The organism is Streptomyces sp. NPDC007872 (assembly GCF_042868165.1).
Classification (GTDB): Bacteria; Actinomycetota; Actinomycetes; order Streptomycetales; family Streptomycetaceae; genus Streptomyces.
The window spans coordinates 568,005-589,161 of record NZ_JBIAEA010000003.1 but is presented as its reverse complement, the minus strand read 5'-3'; the positions used below and the strand labels follow the sequence as shown (position 1 = coordinate 589,161).

The window sequence follows — 21,157 nt, the reverse complement described above, 5'->3', positions numbered from 1 at the left end:
CCGGCGCCCCGGCAAGCGGACCTCCCGGCGCCCTGTAAGGGGCCCTGTGTCCGTACCCCTTATACATACTGTTTAATTGCAAGCTGTTGGCAAAAACAGTTGATCTTCAAAAGGGGTACGGACACGATGACCGCCCGATCCATCCGCAACGCGGCGGCCACGGTGCTGGCGGGCTCCCTCGCCCTGACCGCCGCGGCCTGCACGAACCCCGGCTCCACCGCCGACGGCACCGGCGGGCCCAAGGATTCCGCGGTCGTCGGCATCGCCTACGAGCCCGAGAGCCTCAGCCCCCTCCTCGGCTACGGCAAGGACGGCAACTCGAAGATATTCGACGGCCTCCTCGCCTTCGACGCCGACATGAAGCTGAAGCCGGCCCTCGCCCGCGCACTGCCCCGCGTCAGCGACGGCGGCCTCACCTACACGTACGAGCTCCGTGACGGCGTGACCTTCAGCGACGGCGCCCCCTTCACCGCGAAGGACGTCGTCTTCACGTACCGCACGATCCTCGACCCGAAGACGAACAACCCCTCCCGCACCGAACTCGACGCCCTCGAGAGCGTCGAGGCGGTCGGCGACGACACCGTCGTCTTCCGGCTCAAGTACCCCTACGCCCCCTTCGCCGAGCGCACCGTCCATGCCATCGCCCCCGAGCACGTCGCCGCGCAGCAGGACGTCAACACCGGCGCCTTCACCACCAAGCCGATCGGCACCGGACCGTACGTCCTCACCGGTTGGTCCAAGGGCGAGAAGCTCAGCTTCAAGGCCAACCCCACCTACTGGAACGGCGCGCCGCCGGTGAAGAAGTTCACCATGGCGATCATCAAGGACGACGACGTCCGCGCCACCCGGCTGCGCGCCGGCGACCTCGACGGCGCCATCCTGCCGCCCAACCTCGCCGCCGGCTTCAAGGCCGACACGTCCAAGAAGACCTGGGCGGCGAAGACCTACGACTACCGCACGGTCACCCTCCCCACCCACAACCGGGTGACCGGCGACACCGCCGTCCGCCGCGCCCTCGACCTCGCCGTCGACCGCGAGGCCATGGTCGACAAGATCCTCGAAGGCGCCGGAAAGCCCGCCTACGGGCCCGTCCCCACCGACAGCCCCTGGTTCACCAAGGGCACCGAGCGCCGCCACGACCTCGCCGGGGCGCGGAAGATCCTCGACGAGGCCGGCTGGAAGCCCGGCCCCGACGGCGTCCGCGTCAAGAACGGCGTCCGCGCCGCCTTCCCGCTCTGGTACCTCTCCGGCGACAAGCTCCGCCAGGACCACGCCCTCGCCTACGCCTCCGACGCCAAGAAGGCCGGCGTCGACATCACCACCCAGGCCGGCACCTGGGAGGTCATCGAGCCCCGGATGAAGACCGACGCCGTCCTCGCCGGCGGCGGCTCGCCCGGCGACCCCGACTTCGACCAGTACCTCCTCCTGAAGTCCTCCCTCGGCGGCGACGGCTTCAACAACATGGCCTGGTACGACAACAAGACCGTCGACAAGGCCCTGGAGGACGGCCGCCGCACGAACGACCCCGCCCGGCGGCACGCCGCGTACGACACCGTCCAGCGCGAACTGGTGAAGAACGCCGCCTCCCCTGGGGGGCCATGGCACGGATGACGGGACGGCGCGCCCTGGCCGCCGTTCCCGTCCTCCTCGGCGTCACCCTCGCGGTCTTCGCCGTCGCCGAGGCCTCCCCCTTCGACCCCGTCAAGGCCTACGCCGGCACCGCCGGACTCACCGCCTCGCAGGAGAACCTCGACCAGCTCCGCGCCAACCTCGGCGTCGACCGGCCCCTCCTCACCCGCTGGTGGGACTGGCTCACCGCCGCCCTCACCGGTGACTTCGGCGACTCCGCCGTCATGCGCCGGCCCGTCGCCGAGGTCATCACCGAGCGCGTCGGCTGGTCCGTCCTGCTCGCCGCCACCGCCTTCGCCGTGGCCATCGCGCTCGGCACCCTCCTCGGCGTCCTCGCCGGGCGCCGCCGCGGCGGCCTCCTCGACCGGGCCGTCAGCTCCGTCGCGTACACCCTGGAAGCCGCCCCCGCCTTCTGGCTCGGTCTCCTCGCCATCTGGTTCTTCGCCCTGAAGCTGGGCGCCCTGCCCGCCGGCGGACTCACCGACACCGCGAGCGACACCGTCACCTTCGACCAGGTCGCCCGCCACCTCCTGCTGCCCGCCCTCGTCCTCGGGATCTCCCAGCTCCCGTGGTTCTTCCTGTACGTCCGCCAGGGCGTCGGCGACGCCCTCGACGAGGACCCCGTGCGCGGCGCCCGCGCCCGCGGCCTGAGCGAGCGGACCGTCCTCACCGGCCACGCCCTCCGCTCCGGAATGCTCCCCATGCTCACCCTCGTCGGCTCCCGCGTCCCCGAGCTGATCACCGGCGCCCTCCTCGTGGAGACCGTCTTCAGTTGGCCCGGCATCGCCGCCGCCACCGTCACGGCCGCCACCTCCGTGGACTTCCCGCTGCTCGCCGCGCTCACCGTCCTCGCCACCGCAGCCGTCCTCCTCGGCAACCTCCTCTCCGACCTGCTGTACGGCCTGGCCGACCCGAGGGTGGGCTTCGATGGCTGACCCGCGCACCCACCGCCTGCGCCTGTGGACCTCCGCCGCGACCGTCGCGGTCGTCCTCCTCGCCGTACTGCTCGTGCCGCCGCTCGTCCAGCTCGACGAACAGGCCGTCGACCTCTCCCGCAAGCTCCTGCCGCCGTCCTGGGACCACCCCTTCGGCACCGACGACCTCGGCCGCGACCTCCTCCTGCGCTGCGTCTACGGCCTGCGGGTCTCGCTCCTCGTCGGACTCGTCGCCGCGCTCGTCGCCACCGTCATCGGCACCGCCGTCGGAGCCGCCGCCGGCGCGCTCGGCGGCTGGGCCGACCGCACCCTCATGCGGCTCGTCGACGCCTTCTCCTCCGTGCCGCACCTGCTGCTCGGCATCTTCGTCGTCGCCCTCTTCCGGCCCGGCGTCTGGCCCGTCATCGTCTCCGTCGCCGTCACCCACTGGCTCTCCACCGCCCGGATCGTGCGCTCCGAGGTCCTCTCCCTGCGCACCCGGCCCTTCGTGGACGCCGCCGTCTCCGGCGGCGCGGGCCGGTGGCGCGTCGCCGTCCGGCACCTGCTGCCCGCCGTCCTGCCGCAGGCCGGGCTCGCCGCCGTCCTGATGGTCCCGCACGCCATGTGGCACGAGTCCGCGCTCTCCTTCCTCGGCCTCGGCCTCCCCAGCCACCGGGCCAGCCTGGGCAACCTGGTGCAGAACGCGCGCTCCTCGCTCCTCGCCGGGTACTGGTGGCCCACCCTCTTCCCCGGCCTCCTCCTCATCGTGCCGACCCTCGCCATCGCCGGACTCGCGGGCGTGTGGCGCGACCGGCTCAACCCGCGCCGCCGATCGGAGCTGATGCTGTGAACGCGCCCCGCGCCCCGAAGGCCCCGAACGCCCCCGACCCGGAGAGCAAGCTCCTGCGCGCGCTCGACGCCGTCACCGCCGGGCGCGCCGAGGACGCCCTCCTCAGCGTCCGCGGCCTCACCGTCCGCTTCCGGCTCCGCGGCGGCCGCACCGTCGACGCCGTCAGCGACGCCGACTTCGACCTCGCGGCGGGGGAGTGCCTCGCCCTCGTCGGCGAGAGCGGCTGCGGCAAGTCCGTCCTCGCCTCCGCCCTCCTCGGCCTGCTCCCGGGCAACGCCGAGACCTCCGGCACGGCCCTGCTCGCGAGCCCCGGCGGCCAGGACGGCACCGACCTGCTCGCCGCCGACGAGAAGACCCTCGCCCGCACCGTACGGGGCCGCCGCGCCGGCCTCGTACCGCAGAGCCCCGCCGCCCACCTCACCCCCGTCCGCACCGTGCGGTCCCAGCTCGAAGAGACCGTCCGGGCCCTCACCGGCACCTCCCGCCGCGCCCGGCGCGGGGCCGCCGAGGCCGCCGCCGAGCGGACCTCCTTCCCCGCCGACCACCTCGACCGGTACCCGCACGAGCTCTCCGGCGGCCTCGCCCAGCGCGCCGCCACCGCCCTCGCCCTCATCGGCGACGCCCGGCTGCTGCTCGCCGACGAGCCCACCACCGGCCTCGACCGCGACCTCGTCGACCGCACCGTCGACGAACTGCGACGCCACGCCGACGACGGCCGCGCCCTGCTCCTCATCACCCACGACCTGGCCGCCGCCGCACGCATCGCGGACCGCGTCGCCGTCATGTACGCGGGCCGGATCGTCGAGATCGCCCCCGCCCACCGCTTCTTCGGACCCGTCGGCCCCCGCCACCCCTACGCCCGGGGACTGCTCGACGCCCTCCCCGACCGGGCCTTCACGCCGATCCCCGGCATGCCCCCGGAACTCACCGACCTGCCCGGGGGCTGCGCCTTCGTGCCGCGCTGCCCCCGCGCCACCGACCTCTGCGCCACCCGCCCCGAGCCCACGGCCGGGGTGGCCTGCCACCACCCGGAGCACCCCCGTGCTTGAACTCGACGCCGTCACCGCCGGCTACGACCGCCGCGCCCCCGTCTTCCGGGGCGCGTCCCTCACCGTCGCCCCCGGCGAGTCCGTCGGCCTCCTCGGCCCCAGCGGCTGCGGCAAGTCCACCCTCGCCCGGGTCGCCGCCCTCCTCCACCGCCCCGACGCGGGCCGGCTCGTCCTGGACGGCACCGAGGTGCGGGCCTGGCGCCACCGCGCCCCGCGCGAACTGCGCACCGCCGTCGGCGTCGTCTTCCAGCAGCCCCGCACCGCCGCCGACCCCCGGCTCACCCTCGCCGACCTCGTCGTCGAACCGCTGCGCGCCACCGGCCGCCGCGCCGAGGCTCCCGGACGCCTCGCCGAGCTGGCCCCGGCCGTCGGCCTCACCCCCGACCTGCTCGTCCGCCGCCCCCACGAGGTCAGCGACGGACAGCTCCAGCGCGCCTGCCTCGCCCGCGCCCTGACCCTGCGCCCCCGCTGGCTGGTCTGCGACGAGATGACCGCCATGCTCGACGCCTCCACCACGGCCGCCCTGGTCGCCGCCGTCGAGGCCTACCGCGCGGAGACCGGCGCGGGCCTCCTCGCCGTCGGCCACGACCGCGTCCTCCTGGACCGCTGGTGCGACCGCACGGTGGAGTGGCGGGACTGTCTGCCCGCCGGGAAGTGACCGCCCGGGGCGCCCTGGACCGGATCTCACCCGTATGGCCGCCCTGCCGTACGCCCGGACGGAGCGCTCATTCCGCCACACTGTCCGCCGAAAGCCGCAATTCCGGTGCGGCGTCGGAGGGACGTGAAGGCGATGGCCGTTTCCATTTCTGTGGTGCTGCTCCTGCTGATCCTGGCCGTGATCTTCCTGCGGAACGGCGGTCTGAAGCTCTCGCACGCGATCGTCTGCGCCCTGCTCGGCTTCTTCCTCGCCGGCACCAGCATGGCGCCCACCATCCACGAGGGCGTCGCCGCCACCGCCGACGTGGTCTCCAGCCTCAAGCCGTGACCCGCCGGCGCGGAGCGGGTCACTCCATCTCGGGCATCTCGCCCACGGTAGTCCTCATGTCGATCACGGCGAAGGCGGCCCCCTGCGGGTCCAGGATCGCCGCGAACCGGCCGAACGGGCTGTCCATCGGCCCGAATACCCTCCGCCCGGAGAGCCGCTCCGCCGCCTCCACGGCCTTGTCGCAGTTGTCGACGGCGAAGTAGATCTGGATGTACGAGGGGACCTCCGGCGGGAAGTCCTCGGCCATCGTCATCCGCCCCAGGACCGGATCGCTCCCCAGGTCGAAGACCCGGTAGTCGACGTCCTGGCCCTTCATCCGCTTCGAGCCGTAGCCGAAGACGGACGTGAAGAAGGCGTCGGACTTCTCCGGCTCCCGGGTGAACACCTCCGCCCAGGCGTACGATCCGGCCTCGCCCTCCAGCTCGAAGCCCTCGTGCTCTCCCGGCTGCCAGACGCCGAACACGACGCCCGCCGGGTCCCGCGCGAGGCACATCGTCCCGGAGTCCCCGATCCGCATCGGCTCCATCAGGACGGTGCCGCCCGCGGTCCGGATCCGCTCCGCCGTGGCGGCGGCGTCCGGCGAGGAGAAGTAGAGACACCAGGCCGACTGCGGCGGGGTGTCCTGCCCCGGCATCGGCGGGACGACGGCCGCGACCGCCTTCCCGTTCCGGTAGGCCTGGGTGTAGTCGCCGAACTCCGTGGAGGCCTCGGCGAAGGTCCAGCCGAGCACGTCCTCGTAGAACGTCTTGGCGCCCTCGGCGTCGGTGAACATCGCGTCGGTCCAGACCGGCGTGCCTTCGGGTCGTGCGGCCATGGCGGTGACTCTCCTCCGGTCGACGGGGTGCTTCCTTCCTCCCAGCCACGCTAGCCAGGGCGGTCGCACCCCGCGCGGCGACGGGGAACGGCACCGGACCGCCGGGCCCCGCGTCAGCCGGGCAGCCGCCCCATCGCGTACCGGTGGAACGGGCCGTCGGGGATCGGCAGGTCCGGCCGCCAGGTCCGCAGGACCTGGGCCGAGGGCAGGAACAGCGCCTCCGGCAGCCGGTCCGGGTCCGTCCACTCCCAGCGCTCGATCTTGTCGGGCTCGGTCACGGCCGGCGTCCCCCGGAAGGCGCCCACCGCCGTGGCCACGGTCATCCGGGTCATGCGGTCGGAGGTGACCGAGTCCAGGAGCAGCCCGAGGACCTCCACGTCGGCCGGGTCCGCGACCAGCGCCGTCTCCTCGGCCAGCTCGCGCACCGCCGCCGCCTCCACGGACTCGCCCGGCTCGACCTTGCCGCCCGGCAGCTCCCACACCCCGGAGCGGTGGAGCCCGAGGAGGACCCGGCCGGAGCCGTCGGTCACGACGACGCCCGCCCCGAGGGAGGCGTGGGCGGGCGGCGGCTGGACGTTGCGCAGGGCTGCGGCGGCGTGCTCGGAAGGGGTCATGGCCCTTCTTCTACCAGTCCACCCCGGCCTGCGGGTGCCGGGGGGACCACCGCCACCGGGCAGTGCGCCCCGTGCAGCACCGCGTGGGCGACGGAGCCGATGAGCAGCGAGCCCAGGTGGTGCCGGTGGTGCCGCCCCACGACCACCAGGCCCGCGTCCCGCGAGCCCTCCACGAGCCGCCCCGCCGCGTCCCCGGGCACCACCACCGGGCGCAGCTCCACGTCGGGCCACCGCGCGGCGAAGGGCCGCAGACGCTCCTCCTGCTCCCGCTCCGCTCCCCGTACGAGCTCCTCGGCGTCGTCCGCCAGGGGCAGCGGGGGCGGCACCTGGAGCGCCGGGGACGGCGCGGCGAGCAGGGCCCCCTGCGGCGGGGGCAGCCGGAACGCGGTCACGGCCTCCAGCGGCACGCCCCGGTGGTGCGCCTCCTCGAAGGCGAAGGCCGGCACCTCGTCCGGGGACTCCTCCGGGTGCAGGCCCATGAGCACCCGGCCCGCCCCCGGCCCGTCCCCGGGGACGGCCGCGCGGGCCTCGTGGGGGACGACGACGAGCGGACAGGGCGCGCTCGCGGCCAGGGCGCGGCTCGTCGAGCCGAGCAGCAGGCTCGCGAGGCCGCCGCGGCCCCGGGAGCCGGTCACCAGGAGGCGGGCGCCCCGGGCCACCGCCGCCAGGGCGTCGGTCACGGACCCGTCGAGGGACTCGTAGCGCACGGGGACGCGGGGCCCGCGCCGCTCCATCCCGGCCGCCACGCCGGTGAGCACCGTGTCGGGAAGCTCCGGGACCACGCCCTGGGACTCGACGCGGGCGGCGCCGAGCTGGAGGCCCTCGGGGCGGACGTGGGCCACGACCAGCGGGGAACCGGAGCCCTCCGCGGTGCTCAGGGCCCATTCCAGGGCCCGGAGGCCGTGCTCGGACCCGTCGAAGCCGACGACGACCGGCGGCCGGTGCGCGGTGTCGGCGTCCTGCGTGAGGGGGTGATCACTCATGAGGGGATGACTCCCTCACCGGCCCCCGCGCCACACCGGTCCGGCCCGGTCGTGACCGGGCCGGAGGAAGGAAGGGGGGAGGCGGGGAAAGCAGGGGAGTCGGGGAAGCGGCAGGGCCTCCCGCGCCGGTCAGGCCTTCCGCGCCGACCGGGCCTCCCGCGCCCGTCAGGCCTGCTGGGCGCGGCGCGCCCGCTCCTCGTCGCGCTCCTTGATGCGGGCGGTCTCCTTGCGGACCTCCGCCTGGGTGGCCCGCTCCTTCTGGAGCCACTCGGGGGACTCCTGCTTGAGCGCGTCGATCTGCTCCGTGGTGAGGGGCTCGGTGATGCCGCCGCGCGCGAGACCGGCGATGGACACGCCGAGCTTCGACGCGACCACCGGGCGGGGGTGCGGGCCGTTCTTCCGGAGCTCCTGGAGCCAGGCGGGCGGATCGGCCTGGAGCTCGTTCAGCTCGGTGCGCGAGACGACACCCTCCTGGAACTCCGCGGGGGTGGCCTCGAGGTACACACCCAGCTTCTTCGCCGCGGTCGCGGGCTTCATCGTCTGGGTGTTCTGGTGCGACGTCATGCGACCAGGGTATCGAGCATGTGGACGGACTCCGACCACGGCGGCTGCCGTAACCTGGCGGGGTGACAGGCTCGGACGCTTCCCCCTCGGCCCCCTCCCCGGATCCCTCCCCGGACCCGCCCTCCTTCCGGCTCGCCTACGTGCCGGGCGTGACCCCCTCGAAGTGGGTGCGGATCTGGAACGAGCGCCTGCCCGACGTACCGCTGACCCTCCACGCCGTGACCCCGGCCGAGGCGTTCGGCGCGCTCCGGGAGGGCGCGGCCGACGCGGGCCTCGTCCGGCTCCCCGCCGACGGGGACGACCTCAGCGCGATCCCGCTCTACACGGAGACGACGGTCGTCGTCGTCCCCAAGGACCACCTGTTCGCGGCGGTCGAGGAGGTGGCGGCGGAGGACCTCGCCGACGAGCTCGTCCTGCATCCGCTCGACGACACCCTCGGCTGGGAGCGCCCGCCGGGCCGTCCGGCGTTCGAGCGTCCCGCGACCACCGCCGACGCGGTCGAACTCGTCGCGGCCGGGGTCGGCCTGCTCGTCGTCCCCCAGTCCCTCGCCCGGCTGCACCACCGCAAGGACCTCACCTACCGGACGCTCACCGGCGTCCCGCAGTCCCGCGTCGCCCTGTCGTGGCCGGCCGCCGACGAGGCCCCCGACCTGGTGGAGGAGTTCATCGGCATCGTGCGCGGCCGGACGGTGAACAGCACCCGGGGCCGCCGCGCCGAGGAGAGCAAGGGCCGGAAGGAACAGAAGCCCGCCACGACCGGGAAGCCGGCCAAGTCCGGCAAGCCGGGCGCCGGTTCCCGCACCTCCGGACGGCCCGCGGCCCGCAGGGGCGGCGGCGCCTCCGGCCGGGGCGCCGGGGGTTCGGGCTCCGCGCGCGGCGGCCGGAGCGGGAAGCCCCGCCGCAGGTCCTGAGCCCTGACCGGGGTGTCCGCACGCCGGACACCTCCCGCCCGCCCCCGGGCCCCTCGGCATACTGACCCCTCCTGATCACCGAGATCACCGAGATCGCAGAGATCACCCCAGGAGGAGCTTTGGCCGCCAGTTTCAGGACCGTCGTCGAGGTGGGCCCGGACCACCTCGACCAGGCCCGGTCCATCGACCGGGTGTTCCAGGAGGCGATCGCCCCGGCGACCGTCAACTTCGACTTCGAGGCGATACGGGCGGCGGCCGCCGCCGTCCCGGACAGCAGCGTGGTGCGGATGGTCAGGGGCTGGGGGCTCCAGGAGCACGCCCCCGTCCTCGTCATGGTCCTCTCCCTCAAGGAGGCCGTCCGGCAGGCGCTCCCGCCCGAGTGCGCGGAGGCCGGCTTCTGGGCCACCGTCGAGCGGGAGCTCGTCGCGGCCTTCACGGGGCTCGCCGCCCAGGAGGGGCAGCCCGGCCTCTCCTTCTACGAGGAGTCCGGGGAGCGCACCCGCTTCTACCGGGACCTGTTCTTCGCCCTCCAGGACGAGGAGACCGGGGAGCACATGTACGCCCTGGCCTTCTGCGTGGACGTGACCGTCGAGCTGCCGAAGGCGGAGGCCGTCGCGCTCGACCTGACGGACGTCGTGCCCTTCGCGGTGCGGCTGAACGCGATCGTGATCCGCCAGACCCTGGACCTCGTGGCCTGACGGCCCGTCCGGTCACGCAACACGCAACACGCAACACGCAACACGCAACACGCAACACGCAACACACCGCACCGCCGCCGGCCCGCCGTCCCGGGCCGGACCCCCGTACCGCGCGGGAGGACGCCCGCCGCTCAGACCGGCCGGCGCCAGCGACCGCCCCGTGCCGCCGCGACCAGCTCCGGCACCGTCGCCAGCTTGACCCGGGGACGGCCCGCGTCCCGGCCCCGCGCCCGCTCGGTCCGGTCGATGGCCGCGAGGCCGCGCGCGTCCACGAGCCCCTTGCTGCGGCTCCTGGCCAGTCTGCGGAACTCCGCCGACGTGCCCGTCGGCTTCGGCAGCGCCCCCGCGACCGCGTCCGCGAGCAGCGTCCCGACCGTCTCCTCCGCGCACGCCCGGTTGGCCCCGATCCCGCCGGAGGGCCCGCGCTTGAACCAGCCGACGACGTAGCCGCCCGCCATGCCCCTGATCCGGCCGGCCTCGTGCGGCACGGTGCCGGTGGCCTCGTCGAACGGAAGGCCCGGCAGCGGCACGCCCCGGTAGCCGATCGCCCGGACGAGCAGCCCCGCCCCGATCTCCGTACCGGACTCCGTCCCGTCCTCGGTCACCCGGACCGCTCGCACCGCGTCGGTCCCGAGCGCCTCGACCGGCGCGGAGTGGAAGCGCAGGACGATCCGGCGCCGGTCCGGCGCGGGCGGCCGGGCCCAGTCCACCGCCTCGCGGGCCGTGTCCCTCAGGAGCGCCGCCTTCTCCCCGGCGGCCGCCGCGTCGATCGCGGCGCCGGTGCGCGGGTCCCGGTCGTCGACGACCAGGTCCACGCCCGGGAGGTGCTTGAGGGCGAGCAGTTCGGAGGCCGTGTACGCGGCGTGCTCGGGGCCCCGGCGGCCGAGCAGCACCACCTCGCGGACCCGGGTGCCGCTCAGGGCGGCGAGGGCGTGGTCGGCGATGTCGGTGCCGGCGAGGGCGGCCGGGTCCATGACGAGGACGCGGGCCACGTCGAGCGCCACGTTGCCGTTGCCGACCACGACGACCCGCTCGGCGGAGAGCGGGACGGCGTCCGCGCCGGTCTCCGGGTGCGCGTTGTACCAGGAGACGACGGAGGTCGCCGAGACGCTGCCCGGCAGGTCCTCGCCGGGGATGCCGAGCCGCCGGTCGGAGGGCGCGCCCACCGCGTAGACCACCGCGTCGTGGTGGGCGGCCAGCTCCTCGGCGGTGACGTCCCTGCCGATCTCCACGCCGAGCCGCATCCGGACGCGGGGGTGCGAGTGGAAGCGGGCGAAGGTCTCCCCGGCGCCCTTGGTCGCCGGGTGGTCGGGCGCCACGCCGTACCGGACGAGGCCGCCGGCCACCGGCAGCCGGTCGATCAGCGTCACCTCGGCGTTGGTGTGCAGGAGCAGGTCCTCGGCGGCGTACATGCCGGCCGGTCCCGTGCCGACGACCGCGACCCGCAGCGGGGCGAAGTCGGACGGGAGCGAGCGCGGGAAGGCGGGCTCGCCCCAGGCGTGGAAGTTGGGCGAGGCCACGGCCGGGCCGGGCTCACGGTTCGCGTAGTACTCCGCGTTGATCGCCTCGTACTCCCGCAGCCGTCCGGTGAGGCGGTCGGCCGGGAAGATCGCGTCGACCGGGCAGGCGTCGGCGCAGGCGCCGCAGTCGATGCAGGCCTTGGGGTCGATGTACAGCATCTCCGTGGTGCCGAAGTCCGGTTCCCCGGGCGTCGGGTGGATGCAGTTGACCGGGCAGACGGCGACGCAGGTCGCGTCGTTGCAGCAGGTCTGGGTGATCGCGTAGGTCATCTCGTCGACTCGGTTCGGGTGCGAGGTGCGGGCGGAGGGGTGCGGGCGCGGACGCGCGGCTCAGATCAGGCTGGCGCGCCTGTAGATGAGCAGCGCGGGCCGGGTGAGCAGACGGGCCGAGGCGAGGAACTCCATGAGTCCGGCGCAACTGGAGCGCAGTTGGGACTTGTAGTGCTCGTTGGCCGCGGCCTCGCGGCGCGCCCGCTCCGGGTCGAGTCCGGCCTGCGCGTACACGTCGGGGCTGACCATGCTGGTGACGATGTAGTACGAGGCGATGGCGACGACCAGGGCGTGGAAGTGGCGGCGGGCCGTGCTCGCCCGCGCGAGGCGGCGGCGCGTCTCGTCCCGGGCGAACTTCATGTGCCGGGACTCCTCGACGACGTGGATGTTGCTGATGGTGCGCACGAAGGGGGCGACCCGCTCGTCGCGCATCCAGTCGCGCTGCATGACGTCGAGGACCTCCTCGGCGACGAGGATCGCGGCGTACGCGGCCTCGCCGAAGCCCACCGTCTTGAAGGCGCGGCCCAGTTCGAGCACCGCGCGGCGCGGCCGGTAGGCGGGGGCGCCGAGCTTGGCGGAGCCGCGGCCGAACATGATCGAGTGGCGGCACTCGTCCGCGATCTCGGTCAGGGCCCACTGGAACCGGGGGTCGGTGGGGTCCTTCGCGTACATGTCCCGCAGCACCATCTGCTGGAGGATCATCTCGAACCAGATGCCGGTGCTGGCGACCGAGGCGGCCTCCTGCCGGGTCAGCTCCTTGCGCTGCTCCTCGGTCATCTCGTTCCAGTAGGCCGTGCCGTAGAGGCTGTTCCACTCGGGGCTCTGGCCGTGGAAGTCCTTGTCGAGGGGGGTGTCCCAGTCGACCTCGGCGGCGGGGTCGTACGAGAGCTTGGCCGCGGACCGGAGCAGCCGTTCGGCGACGTCCGCGTCCGAGACGTTCCCGTCCTCGGCTCCGTCGTGGCTGTCCGGGCGAACGGTGCTGCTTGCCATGGTGCGGCTCCTTGGGTCGCGATCGACTCGGAGGCTTGTTAGACGTCCCGTCTAGCAAGCTTGTTAGACGGAACGTATAGCAAGGTGCCCGGGTAGGCCTACCCCTCGGTAAGGACTTGTTTCCGAAACCTCTCCGGCGCACGCGCGCGAGCCCCTTTCCGGGCGCACGCGAACGGGGCCGGAGCCGAGGCGGCTCCGGCCCCGTCAAGGGGTCGCGCGGTGTCAGAAGGTCAGGTTCCAGGCGTCGATCTTGCCCGAGTCCTGGCTCGCGTTGTCGTTCACGCGCAGCTTCCAGACCCCGTTCGCCACCTCGGACGAGGCGTTGACGGTGTAGGTCTGGACGATGTTGTCCGCGCTGCCGCCGGTCCGGTTGTGCAGCGTGTAGACGCTGCCGTCCGGGGCCACCAGGTCGACCTTCAGGTCGCCGATGTAGGTGTGCTTGACGTCCACGCCGACCTTGAGGGCGGCCGGCGCGTTGCCGGTCACGCCGCTGACCGTGATCGGGCTCTCCACCGTGGTGTTGTCGGGAACCGTGACGTCCGTCAGGTTCTCGAAGTACTTCCCGGGCGGCGGGGTCGAGCCGCCGACGGCCTTCAGGGCGTCGACCGAGCCCTCGCCGAAGAAGCCGTTCTTGGTCGCGGTGCCCTTGCAGCGGGTGTCCGACGGGCAGGCCCTGTCGGTCGCCTGGACGCCGAGCTGGTCCCGGATCTGCGCCGGCGTGAAGGACGGGTTCGCGCTCGCGATCAGCGCCGCGACGCCGGCCACGTGCGGGGAGGCCATCGAAGTGCCGTTCATGTTGCCGTACTTGCCGCCCGGGAGCGTCGAGTAGACACCGGAGGAGCCGTCGCCGCCGGGGGCCGCGACGTCGATGACGCCGTTGCCGAAGTTCGAGTACGAGGCCTTGGCGCCGCCGTTGCCCTGCGCGGCCACGGTCACGACGCCCGGGAGCTCGGTCGGGATGTCGATGCAGGCGTTGGTGATGGTGCGGGTGACCGGCGTCGAGTCGTTGGGGCTCTCGGAGTCGGTCGTCTTGTTCGCCAGGTCGTAGTTGGAGTTGCCGGCGGCGGCGACCTGGAGCGAGCCCTTGCCCTCGGCGTACTCCTGCGCCCGGCGGACGCCCTCGATGATGGCGGCCTGGTCCAGGTTGTCCGGGCAGTTGAACTGCCACGGGTCCGTGTAGTAGCTGTTGTTGGTGACCTTGAAGCCGTGGTCACCGGCCCAGACGAAGCCGCAGATCGTGTTCTCCGCGAAGAACAGCGTGCTGTTCGGCTCCGCGATGCGGACCGAGGAGATCTTCACGCCCGGCGCGACGCCGATGACGCCCTTGCCGTTCTTGGCGGCCGCGATCGTGCCGGCGACGTGCGTGCCGTGGGTGTCGACGTCCCGCCAGGCGCCCGCCCGGGTGTCCGCCTTGCCGTAGGCGCAGGAGGCCGAGTCGGCGGCGTTGAAGTTGGGCGCGATGTCCTGGTGCTGGTCGTCCACGCCGGTGTCCAGGACGCCGACCTTCACCGACGCCGAACCGGTGGTGACCGCCCAGGCCTGGTCGGCCTTGATCTGCGTCATGTCCCAGCGGTTGGACTCCGTGAGCGTGGTCGCCGACTGCGACGGGTTGGCCGGGAGGGCCGGGTTGTAGGCGTCGGCCGGGACGTCGGACGTACGGGTCGCGCCGACCTGCTGGACGCCGCCGACCGTGCGCATCGAGGCGGCGAACGTCGCGGACGTCGAGTGCGCCACGATCACGCCGATCGCGTCGTAGGTCGCGAAGACCGAACCGCCCTTGGTGGCCACGGCGCCGGTCACGGCGGCGGTGCCGCCGGGGGCCGTGATCACCAGGTACGCGCGGGTGCCCGCGGCCCAGGCGGCAGGGGCGGCGGGGGCCGCCTTCGCGGTGCCGGCCGTGCTCGCCCCCGTCGAACGGGCCGCGACGGGCGCGGTGTCCGACGTTGCTGCGTGGGCGAGTCCGGCGGGGGTGGCGAGCGCCATGATCGTGCCGAGGGCCGCGACGGCTGTGGCCGAGGTTCTCGACCGGCCGGCCGTCCGGCCGGATATGAGGGAAAACATTGCGTCCTCCGATGACCCGGTGGCGCCTGTGGCGCCGGCCGGGCCCTGTGATGTGTGGGGTGGACGCAAGATCCCAGAATCGCTCCCCGGAAGGAAGTGTTCTGTCCGAGAAGCGTGTTCGCGTTACGTACTGTTGACCTATGGCGCCGGAAAGGCCGGATTTCCTGGACGGATGTCCGGCGGGGGAGGGGAACGGAAGACGGTGCGGGCCCTCCGCTCCCGGGGCGCCTCCCGCCCCTTCCGGGTCCGGACCGGCGGCTGTTCGGGCCGCGCGTCCGGTCTTCTCGGGCTCCCGCGACGAGCCGCCGCCCACGTACGTCACGTCATGGGAGAGCGAGAACGTCCGCGGGCGGCCCCGCAAGCGGACGATCCCGTTCAGGGGCGCGGCCAGGGGCGGCCCTCCAGGCGTTCGATGTCGCGGTTGAAGCGCTCCAGGAAGGCGGCGAAGCGGGAGACGTCCTCGGGGGACCAGTGCTCCATCACGCGTTCCAGACCCGCGACGTTCGCGGCGCGGTCGGCCTCCAGGCGGCGTTCGCCCTCCTCCGTGATGCGGAACTTGCGGGCGATGCCGCCGTCCGGATCGGGGATGCGCTCCACGACGCCGGCGCGCAGCATCGCGGCGGTCTGCCGGTTGAGGGTGGAGGCGTCGAGGCCGAAGGCCTCGCTGAGCTGGCCGATGGACATCGGTCCGTGCATCCGGATGCGGCTGAGCAGGACGTACGCGCTGCGGTCGAGCTGCCCGCCGCCCGCCCGGGAGCGGGGCGCGTACAGGTGCGCGTGCCGGCCGAGCAGCATGGTCTCGAACTCGACCAGACGGGTGGGCTTGTCCACGAGCTTGTCCACGGGCTTGTCCATGGAGGCATTCTCTCCTGCGAGGATGTGATGTGCATCGTACATAGTTTGTGTATTCGGCAATTCATGTGCATGATGCATGCGCATCGTCGTGAAGACCTAGGGAGAACACGTGGACGGCTCCAAGCCCGACGCCCGACCCGGAGGCGTCGTCGGCGTCCTCGCGCTCGCGGGCATCGTGGCCGCACTCATGCAGACCCTGGTGGTGCCGCTCATCGGCGACCTCCCCCGGCTGCTCGACACCACCGCGTCCAACGCCTCCTGGGTGATCACCGCCACCCTCCTCGCGGGCGCCGTCGCCACCCCCGTCGCCGGCCGCCTCGGCGACACCCTCGGCAAGCGGCGGGTCCTGCTCGTCTCCGTGGTCCCGCTCGTCGCCGGCTCGGTCGTCTGCGCGCTCGCCTCCTCCGTCGTCCCGATGATCGTCGGACGCGGCCTCCAGGGCCTCGGCATGGGCGTCGTCCCCCTCGGCATCAGCCTGCTCCGCGACATCCTCCCGCCGGAGAGGCTGGGCGGCTCCATCGCCCTCATGAGCGCCTCGATGGGCGTCGGCGGCGCCCTCGGCCTGCCCTTCTCCGCCGCCGTCGCCGAGAACACCGACTGGCGCGTCCTCTTCTGGGTCGCCGCCGGCCTCAGCCTCCTCGTCGGCGCCCTGATCTGGCACCTCGTCCCCGCCGGCCGCCGCGCCGCCGCCCCCGGCCGCTTCGACCTGCCCGGCGCGCTCGGCCTCGGCACCGGCCTCGTCGCCCTGCTGCTCGCCGTCTCCAAGGGAGCGAGCTGGGGCTGGGGCAGCGCCACCATCCTCGGCCTCTTCGCCGCCGCGGTCGTCGTCCTGCTCGCCTGGGGCGCGTGGGAGCTCCGTACCCCCGACCCCCTCGTCGACCTGCGGGTCACCGCCCGGCCCGTCGTCCTCATGACCAACGCCGCCTCGGTCCTGGTCGGCTTCGCCATGTACGCCCAGTCCCTGGTCGTCCCCCAGCTCTTCCAGCTCCCCGAGGCCACCGGCTACGGCCTGGGCCAGTCGATGATGGCCATGGGCCTGTGGATGGCCCCGGCCGGCCTGATGATGATGGTCCTGGCCCCGCTCGGCGCCAAGCTCTCCGCCGCCCGCGGCCCCAAGGTCACGCTCTCCGTCGGCGCCCTCGTCATCTCCGCCGGCTACGGCTCCTCCCTCGCCCTGATGGGCTCCACCTGGGGCCTGCTCGCCGTCACCCTCGTCTGCAACACGGGCGTCGGACTCGCCTACGGCGCCATGCCGGCGCTCATCATGGGCGCGGTGCCGCAGGAGGAGACCGCCTCGGCCAACAGCTTCAACACCCTCATGCGCTCCATCGGCACCTCCGTCTCCGCCGCCGTCATCGGCGTCGTCCTCGCGCAGATGACCACCACCCTCGGCGGCCACGCGCTGCCCTCCGAGGACGGCTTCCGCGTCGCCATGCTCATCGGCTGCGGGGTCGGCCTCGTGGCCGCGGTCGTCGCCGCCCTCGTCCCGGCCCGGTTCGCCGCCGATGCCGTGGAGGCGGAGGGGAGCGGCTCCGCCGCCGTACGCGCCTCCTCCAAAGCCGAAACCGAAGCCGAAGCCCCTGCCTGACCCGCCGGGACCGGACGCCGAAGGGCCCCGGCGACCGTGGACCACACGATCACCGGGGCCCTCACGGACACTCCGGGAGCACGCCTCCAGGCCGCCTCAGTCCTCCGCCTCCAGGGTGAACAGCGCCCCGTCCGGGTCCCGCACCACCGCGCGCCGCCCGCCGCCCTCCGGCTGCCGCACCCCGCCCCACTCGCCGCCCGGGACCAGCGCCCCGCCGTGCTCCAGGGCGGCCGCCTCCGCCGCCTCCAGATCGGACACCCGGAAGCGGACGAGCCAGCGCGGCCGCAACTGCGGCCGGGGGGAGGCGGACTCGACGGGACCGCTGTTCAGCCGGGCGACGGCCTCCCCCTCGTACCGCAGGACCACCTGGTCGTCCTCGTACGACACCTCGCAGCAGTGCGGACTGCCGTCCGCCCACTTCAGCACCCCGCCGTAGAACACGGCCGCGTCGAACGCGTTGCGGGTGTGCAGCTCCACCCAGGCCGGCGCCTTCCGCTCGCCGACCTGCCAGCGCGACACCCGCCGCCCCTCCCACACCGCGAACGCCGCACCCTCCGGGTCGGTGGCGAGCGCCGCGCGGCCCCGGGGCGGGAACGCCATCGGGCCCACGCCGACCGTGCCGCCGCGCTCCCGGATCCGCCCGACCGCCGCGTCGGCGTCGTCGACGGCGAAGAACACCGTCCAGGCCACCGGCACCTGCATCTCGGCCGCCACGGCCGCGATCCCGGCCACCGGCACCCCGTCCCGCTCGCCCACCACGTACCCGTCCCCGAGGGCGCCCCGCCGGAACGTCCAGCCCAGCACGGACCCGTAGAACCGCTCCGCCGTACCGAGATCCCGTGCGGACAGGTTCAGCCAGCACGGTGCTCCCACGGCCTCCCCGATCGTCGGTCCGGCCACCGGCGCCACCTCCTCGTCGTCCTGCGTCCAGAGCGCGTCCGTCCCACCAGAATGCCCCCTGCGTCCAGAGTGCGCCGTGCGCCCCTTCCCCGTCCGGCCGGCCCGCATGCGCGGATTCACCCAGGTGCCGCCGACCGCCACCCGGCCGAGGGGGCGCGGGTCAGCGGATCGCGTGCGCCGCCCGGGCCGCGTAGGCGCGGACGTCCGCGTCGGGGTCGTCGGCCGCCCCGGCCAGGGCGGCCCCGGCCGCCGGGTCGTCCCGGTGGGCGAGGAGCGAGAGGACGGCCGCCTTGCGCACGTCCGCGTTCGCGTCCGCGAGCACCGGCGCCAGGGCCGGTACGGCGAGGGCGGACGGGGCCGCCCGGAGCGCGGTCGCCGCCCCGGCCCGCACCTGCCAGGCGGGGGCGCCGAGCGCGGCGGCGGCCCGCGCCGCGTACTCCGGCGGGCAGCCGGTGCCGGCCAGGGCGGCGAGGGCCGCGCCCCCGACCAGCGGATCGGCGTCGTCGAGCAGCGGCGCCAGCGGACCGGGCCGGGGGTCGCGCACGGCCGCGAGGCCCCGGGCCACCGCGACCCGCACCTCGCGCGCCGGGTCGGCGGCGGCCCGCGCCAGCTCCGCGACCGCGTCCACCGAGACGAGGGCCCGGACGGCCCCGGCCCGCACCTCCACCTCCGCGTCGCCGAGCGCCGCCGCGTACAGCGGGGCGTCCCCGAGCCGCAGCGCCCGCAGGACGTCGAGCGCGGCGGCCCGCACGGCCGCATCGGGCACGCCGAGGGCCTCCCGCAGCCCGTCCCCGAGCACCGGCTTCGCCGGCAGCACCTCGACCAGCTCGCGCAGGGCCGCCGCCGCGGCGGCCCGCACCCGGGGCGAGGCGTCCCGCAGCCGCGCGGCGAGCGCGGGTCCCGTCCCGGCCGGAGCGGTCTCCCCGAGGGCGGTGACGGCGGCGGCCCGCACCGCCGGATCGGCGTCCTCCAGATACGGGCCGAGCACGTCCAGGCCGGGGGATTCCTCGACGAGACCGAGCAGTTCGAGGAGGCGGGGGGAGGCCGCCTCCGTCGCGCCCTCCACCTCCGTCGCGCCCTCCGCCTCCGGCTTCCCCGGCGGAGCGGCCGGCCGCGCCGCCGGGGCCGCGTCCCGGGGACCCGCCGTGGCCACCGGCACGAGCTCCACCTCGCCCAGGTGCCGCTCGGGACCGCCCGGCGGCGCGAACTCCGGCACCGGCACCAGATACGGCTCCACCGGCCGCGCCGTGAACTCCATCGCCCCCGAAGGGGACTTGCGCAGATCCAGGTGGTGCAGCCAGCCCGCGTCGTCCCGCTCCGGGTGGTCGAGCCGCTCGTGGTAGAGGCCCCACCGCGACTCCGTCCGGGCCAGCGAGGCCCGCGCCGCCATCTCGGCGCAGTCCCGGATGAACGACACCTCCGCGCACCGCATCAGCTCGTGGGCCGTGCGTGCCCCCATCCCGGCGATCTCCCCGGACATCCGGTCGAACGCCTCCACCGCCAGGGAGAGCTTCGCACCCGTCTTCGGCGGCGCCACGTAGTCGTTGACGAACCGCCGCAGCTTGTACTCGACCTGCGGCTGCGGAGGCCCGGCCGGGTTCCGCAGCGGCCGGTAGACCAGATCGTGCGCGTCCAGGACCTGCTGCCGGTCGAGCTCCCCCTCGTACGCGGTGTACCGCGCCGCGTCCTCGCCCGCCAGGTCGCCGAAGACGAACGCGCCGATCATGTAGTTGTGCGGTACGGAGGCGAGGTCGCCGGCCGCGTACAGCCGGGGCACGGTCGTGCGGGCGTGCGCGTCCACCCGTACCCCCGAGGCCGAATGGCCCCCGCACAGGCCGATCTCGGAGATGTGCATCTCGATGTCGTGCGTCCGGTAGTCGTGGCCGCGCCCCGCGTGGAACGTGCCCCGGGTGGGGCGCTCCGTGGTGTGCAGGATCGACTCGACCGCGCCGACCGTCTCCTCGGGCAGATGGCTCAGCTTCAGGTACACGGGCCCCCGGTCCGAGGCGAGTTCGGCCGCGAACTCGGCCATCATCTGCCCCGACCAGTAGTCCGACTCCACGAACCGCTCGCCGTGCCGGTTCACCTGGTACCCGCCGAACGGATTGGTGACGTAGGCGCACGCCGGACCGTTGTAGTCCTTGATCAGCGGGTTGACCTGGAAGCACTCGATCCCGGTGAGCGCCGCTCCCGCGTGGTACGCCATGGCGTAGCCGTCGCCCGCGTTCGTCGGGTTCTCGTACGTGCCGTACAGATAGCCCGACGCGGGCAGCCCGAGCCGCCCGCAGGCGCCCGTCGCCAGGATCACGGCCCCGGCCCGTACGAGGACGAACTCGCCCGTACGGGTGTGGAGACCGGCGACGCCGACGGCCCGCCCGTCGTCCGGGTGGGTGAGCACCCGGACCGGCATCACCCGGTTCTCGATCCGGATCCGCTCCCGCATCTCGCGCCGCCGCAGCTGCCGGTAGAGGACCTTCTTGACGTCCTTGCCCTCCGGCATCGGCAGCACGTACGAGCCGGACCGGTGCACCTGCCGGACTGCGTACTCGCCGTGCTCGTCCTTCTCGAACTTCACCCCGTACGACTCCAGGCGCCGCACCATCGCGAAGCCCCGGGTCGCCGTCTGCCGGACGGTGGACTGGTCGACCAGGCCGTCGTTGGCGCGGGTGATCTCGGCGACGTAGTCGTCCGGTTCGGCCCGGCCCGGCACGACCGCGTTGTTGACGCCGTCCATCCCCATGGCGAGGGCACCGGAGTGCCGGACGTGCGCCTTCTCCAGGAGCAGCACGCTCGCCCCGCGTTCGGCGGCGGTCAGCGCGGCCATCGTGCCGGCGGTCCCGCCGCCGACGACGAGCACGTCGCAGGAGAGCTCGGTCGCGTCGGCGGGGTCGGGGACGGTCAGGGGGGTGTCCACGGGATGGCCTTTCGGGGGGCAGAGAGGGGCGGAGAGGGGCGGCGGGGT

General features: G+C 74.2%; 19 protein-coding genes. 9 read left to right on the top strand and 10 right to left on the bottom strand.

Annotated features, from left to right (window positions below; all coding sequences use genetic code 11):
- The first annotated feature begins 126 nt into the window (after positions 1-126).
- From ACFYNX_RS13110 to ACFYNX_RS13085, 6 genes are all read left to right on the top strand, one after another.
- Complete coding sequence (locus ACFYNX_RS13110; RefSeq protein WP_388660956.1) at positions 127-1,611, top strand: ABC transporter substrate-binding protein; 1,485 nt, start codon at positions 127-129, stop codon at positions 1,609-1,611.
- Positions 1,599-2,564 carry an ABC transporter permease gene (locus ACFYNX_RS13105; RefSeq protein ID WP_388660953.1) on the top strand — a complete coding sequence of 322 codons (966 nt, stop codon included), beginning with the start codon at positions 1,599-1,601 and terminating at the stop codon, positions 2,562-2,564. Before ACFYNX_RS13110 ends, ACFYNX_RS13105 begins: the two co-directional genes overlap by 13 nt.
- Positions 2,557-3,393: an ABC transporter permease gene (locus ACFYNX_RS13100; protein WP_388660950.1), complete on the top strand. Its 837-nt coding sequence runs from the start codon at positions 2,557-2,559 to the stop codon at positions 3,391-3,393. The genes ACFYNX_RS13105 and ACFYNX_RS13100 overlap by 8 nt, the downstream gene beginning before the upstream one ends.
- A gap of 53 nt (positions 3,394-3,446) precedes the next feature.
- Entirely contained in the window at positions 3,447-4,442 is a 996-nt protein-coding gene (locus tag ACFYNX_RS13095) for an ABC transporter ATP-binding protein (protein WP_388661546.1), read from the top strand.
- Complete coding sequence (locus ACFYNX_RS13090; protein WP_388660947.1) at positions 4,435-5,100, top strand: ABC transporter ATP-binding protein; 666 nt, start codon at positions 4,435-4,437, stop codon at positions 5,098-5,100. Before ACFYNX_RS13095 ends, ACFYNX_RS13090 begins: the two co-directional genes overlap by 8 nt.
- Positions 5,101-5,232: 132 nt before the next feature.
- Positions 5,233-5,427 (top strand): hypothetical protein, encoded by a 195-nt coding sequence (locus tag ACFYNX_RS13085; RefSeq protein ID WP_030212092.1) that lies wholly within the window; start codon positions 5,233-5,235, stop codon positions 5,425-5,427.
- Between the two features lie 19 nt (positions 5,428-5,446).
- Here the strand turns inward: ACFYNX_RS13085 and ACFYNX_RS13080 are convergent, their stop codons facing one another.
- From ACFYNX_RS13080 to ACFYNX_RS13065, 4 genes are all read right to left on the bottom strand, one after another.
- Positions 5,447-6,241, bottom strand: a complete 795-nt coding sequence (locus ACFYNX_RS13080; RefSeq protein WP_365543254.1) for a VOC family protein — start codon at positions 6,239-6,241, stop codon at positions 5,447-5,449.
- Between the two features lie 113 nt (positions 6,242-6,354).
- Entirely contained in the window at positions 6,355-6,855 is a 501-nt protein-coding gene (locus tag ACFYNX_RS13075) for an NUDIX hydrolase (protein ID WP_125662485.1), read from the bottom strand.
- Positions 6,852-7,838 (bottom strand): universal stress protein, encoded by a 987-nt coding sequence (locus ACFYNX_RS13070; protein ID WP_388660944.1) that lies wholly within the window; start codon positions 7,836-7,838, stop codon positions 6,852-6,854. Before ACFYNX_RS13070 ends, ACFYNX_RS13075 begins: the two co-directional genes overlap by 4 nt.
- A 165-nt stretch (positions 7,839-8,003) precedes the next feature.
- The gene (locus ACFYNX_RS13065) at positions 8,004-8,402 is read right to left on the bottom strand and encodes a DUF5997 family protein (protein WP_365543260.1); all 399 of its coding nucleotides are present in this window, start codon (positions 8,400-8,402) and stop codon (positions 8,004-8,006) included.
- Positions 8,403-8,464: 62 nt separating this feature from the next.
- Here ACFYNX_RS13065 and ACFYNX_RS13060 point away from each other — a divergent pair, with 62 nt between their 5' ends.
- Both ACFYNX_RS13060 and ACFYNX_RS13055 read left to right on the top strand, forming a co-directional pair.
- The gene (locus ACFYNX_RS13060) at positions 8,465-9,313 is read left to right on the top strand and encodes a LysR family substrate-binding domain-containing protein (RefSeq protein WP_388660941.1); all 849 of its coding nucleotides are present in this window, start codon (positions 8,465-8,467) and stop codon (positions 9,311-9,313) included.
- Between the two features lie 119 nt (positions 9,314-9,432).
- The gene (locus ACFYNX_RS13055; RefSeq protein WP_125662498.1) at positions 9,433-10,011 is read left to right on the top strand and encodes a Type-2Aa cytolytic delta-endotoxin; all 579 of its coding nucleotides are present in this window, start codon (positions 9,433-9,435) and stop codon (positions 10,009-10,011) included.
- A 131-nt stretch (positions 10,012-10,142) separates the two neighbouring features.
- Here the strand turns inward: ACFYNX_RS13055 and ACFYNX_RS13050 are convergent, their stop codons facing one another.
- From ACFYNX_RS13050 to ACFYNX_RS13035, 4 genes are all read right to left on the bottom strand, one after another.
- On the bottom strand, positions 10,143-11,801 hold the full coding sequence (locus ACFYNX_RS13050) for an FAD-dependent oxidoreductase (protein WP_388660938.1): 1,659 nt from the start codon (positions 11,799-11,801) through the stop codon (positions 10,143-10,145).
- A 60-nt stretch (positions 11,802-11,861) separates the two neighbouring features.
- On the bottom strand, positions 11,862-12,791 hold the full coding sequence (locus ACFYNX_RS13045; protein WP_383434186.1) for a diiron oxygenase: 930 nt from the start codon (positions 12,789-12,791) through the stop codon (positions 11,862-11,864).
- Between the two features lie 222 nt (positions 12,792-13,013).
- Positions 13,014-14,852, bottom strand: a complete 1,839-nt coding sequence (locus ACFYNX_RS13040) for a S8 family serine peptidase (RefSeq protein ID WP_388660935.1) — start codon at positions 14,850-14,852, stop codon at positions 13,014-13,016.
- 375 nt (positions 14,853-15,227) lie between these two features.
- On the bottom strand, positions 15,228-15,707 hold the full coding sequence (locus ACFYNX_RS13035; protein ID WP_388660932.1) for a MarR family winged helix-turn-helix transcriptional regulator: 480 nt from the start codon (positions 15,705-15,707) through the stop codon (positions 15,228-15,230).
- Between the two features lie 109 nt (positions 15,708-15,816).
- Here ACFYNX_RS13035 and ACFYNX_RS13030 point away from each other — a divergent pair, with 109 nt between their 5' ends.
- The gene (locus tag ACFYNX_RS13030; protein WP_388660930.1) at positions 15,817-17,295 is read left to right on the top strand and encodes an MFS transporter; all 1,479 of its coding nucleotides are present in this window, start codon (positions 15,817-15,819) and stop codon (positions 17,293-17,295) included.
- Positions 17,296-17,391: 96 nt separating this feature from the next.
- Here ACFYNX_RS13030 and ACFYNX_RS13025 read toward each other — a convergent pair whose 3' ends face one another.
- Together ACFYNX_RS13025 and ACFYNX_RS13020 are read right to left on the bottom strand one after the other, a co-directional pair.
- Positions 17,392-18,204, bottom strand: coding sequence for a VOC family protein (locus ACFYNX_RS13025; RefSeq protein ID WP_388660927.1), 813 nt, complete (start codon positions 18,202-18,204; stop codon positions 17,392-17,394).
- 151 nt (positions 18,205-18,355) lie between these two features.
- Positions 18,356-21,109 (bottom strand): fumarate reductase/succinate dehydrogenase flavoprotein subunit, encoded by a 2,754-nt coding sequence (locus ACFYNX_RS13020; protein ID WP_388660924.1) that lies wholly within the window; start codon positions 21,107-21,109, stop codon positions 18,356-18,358.
- Between the last annotated feature and the right edge of the window lie 48 nt (positions 21,110-21,157).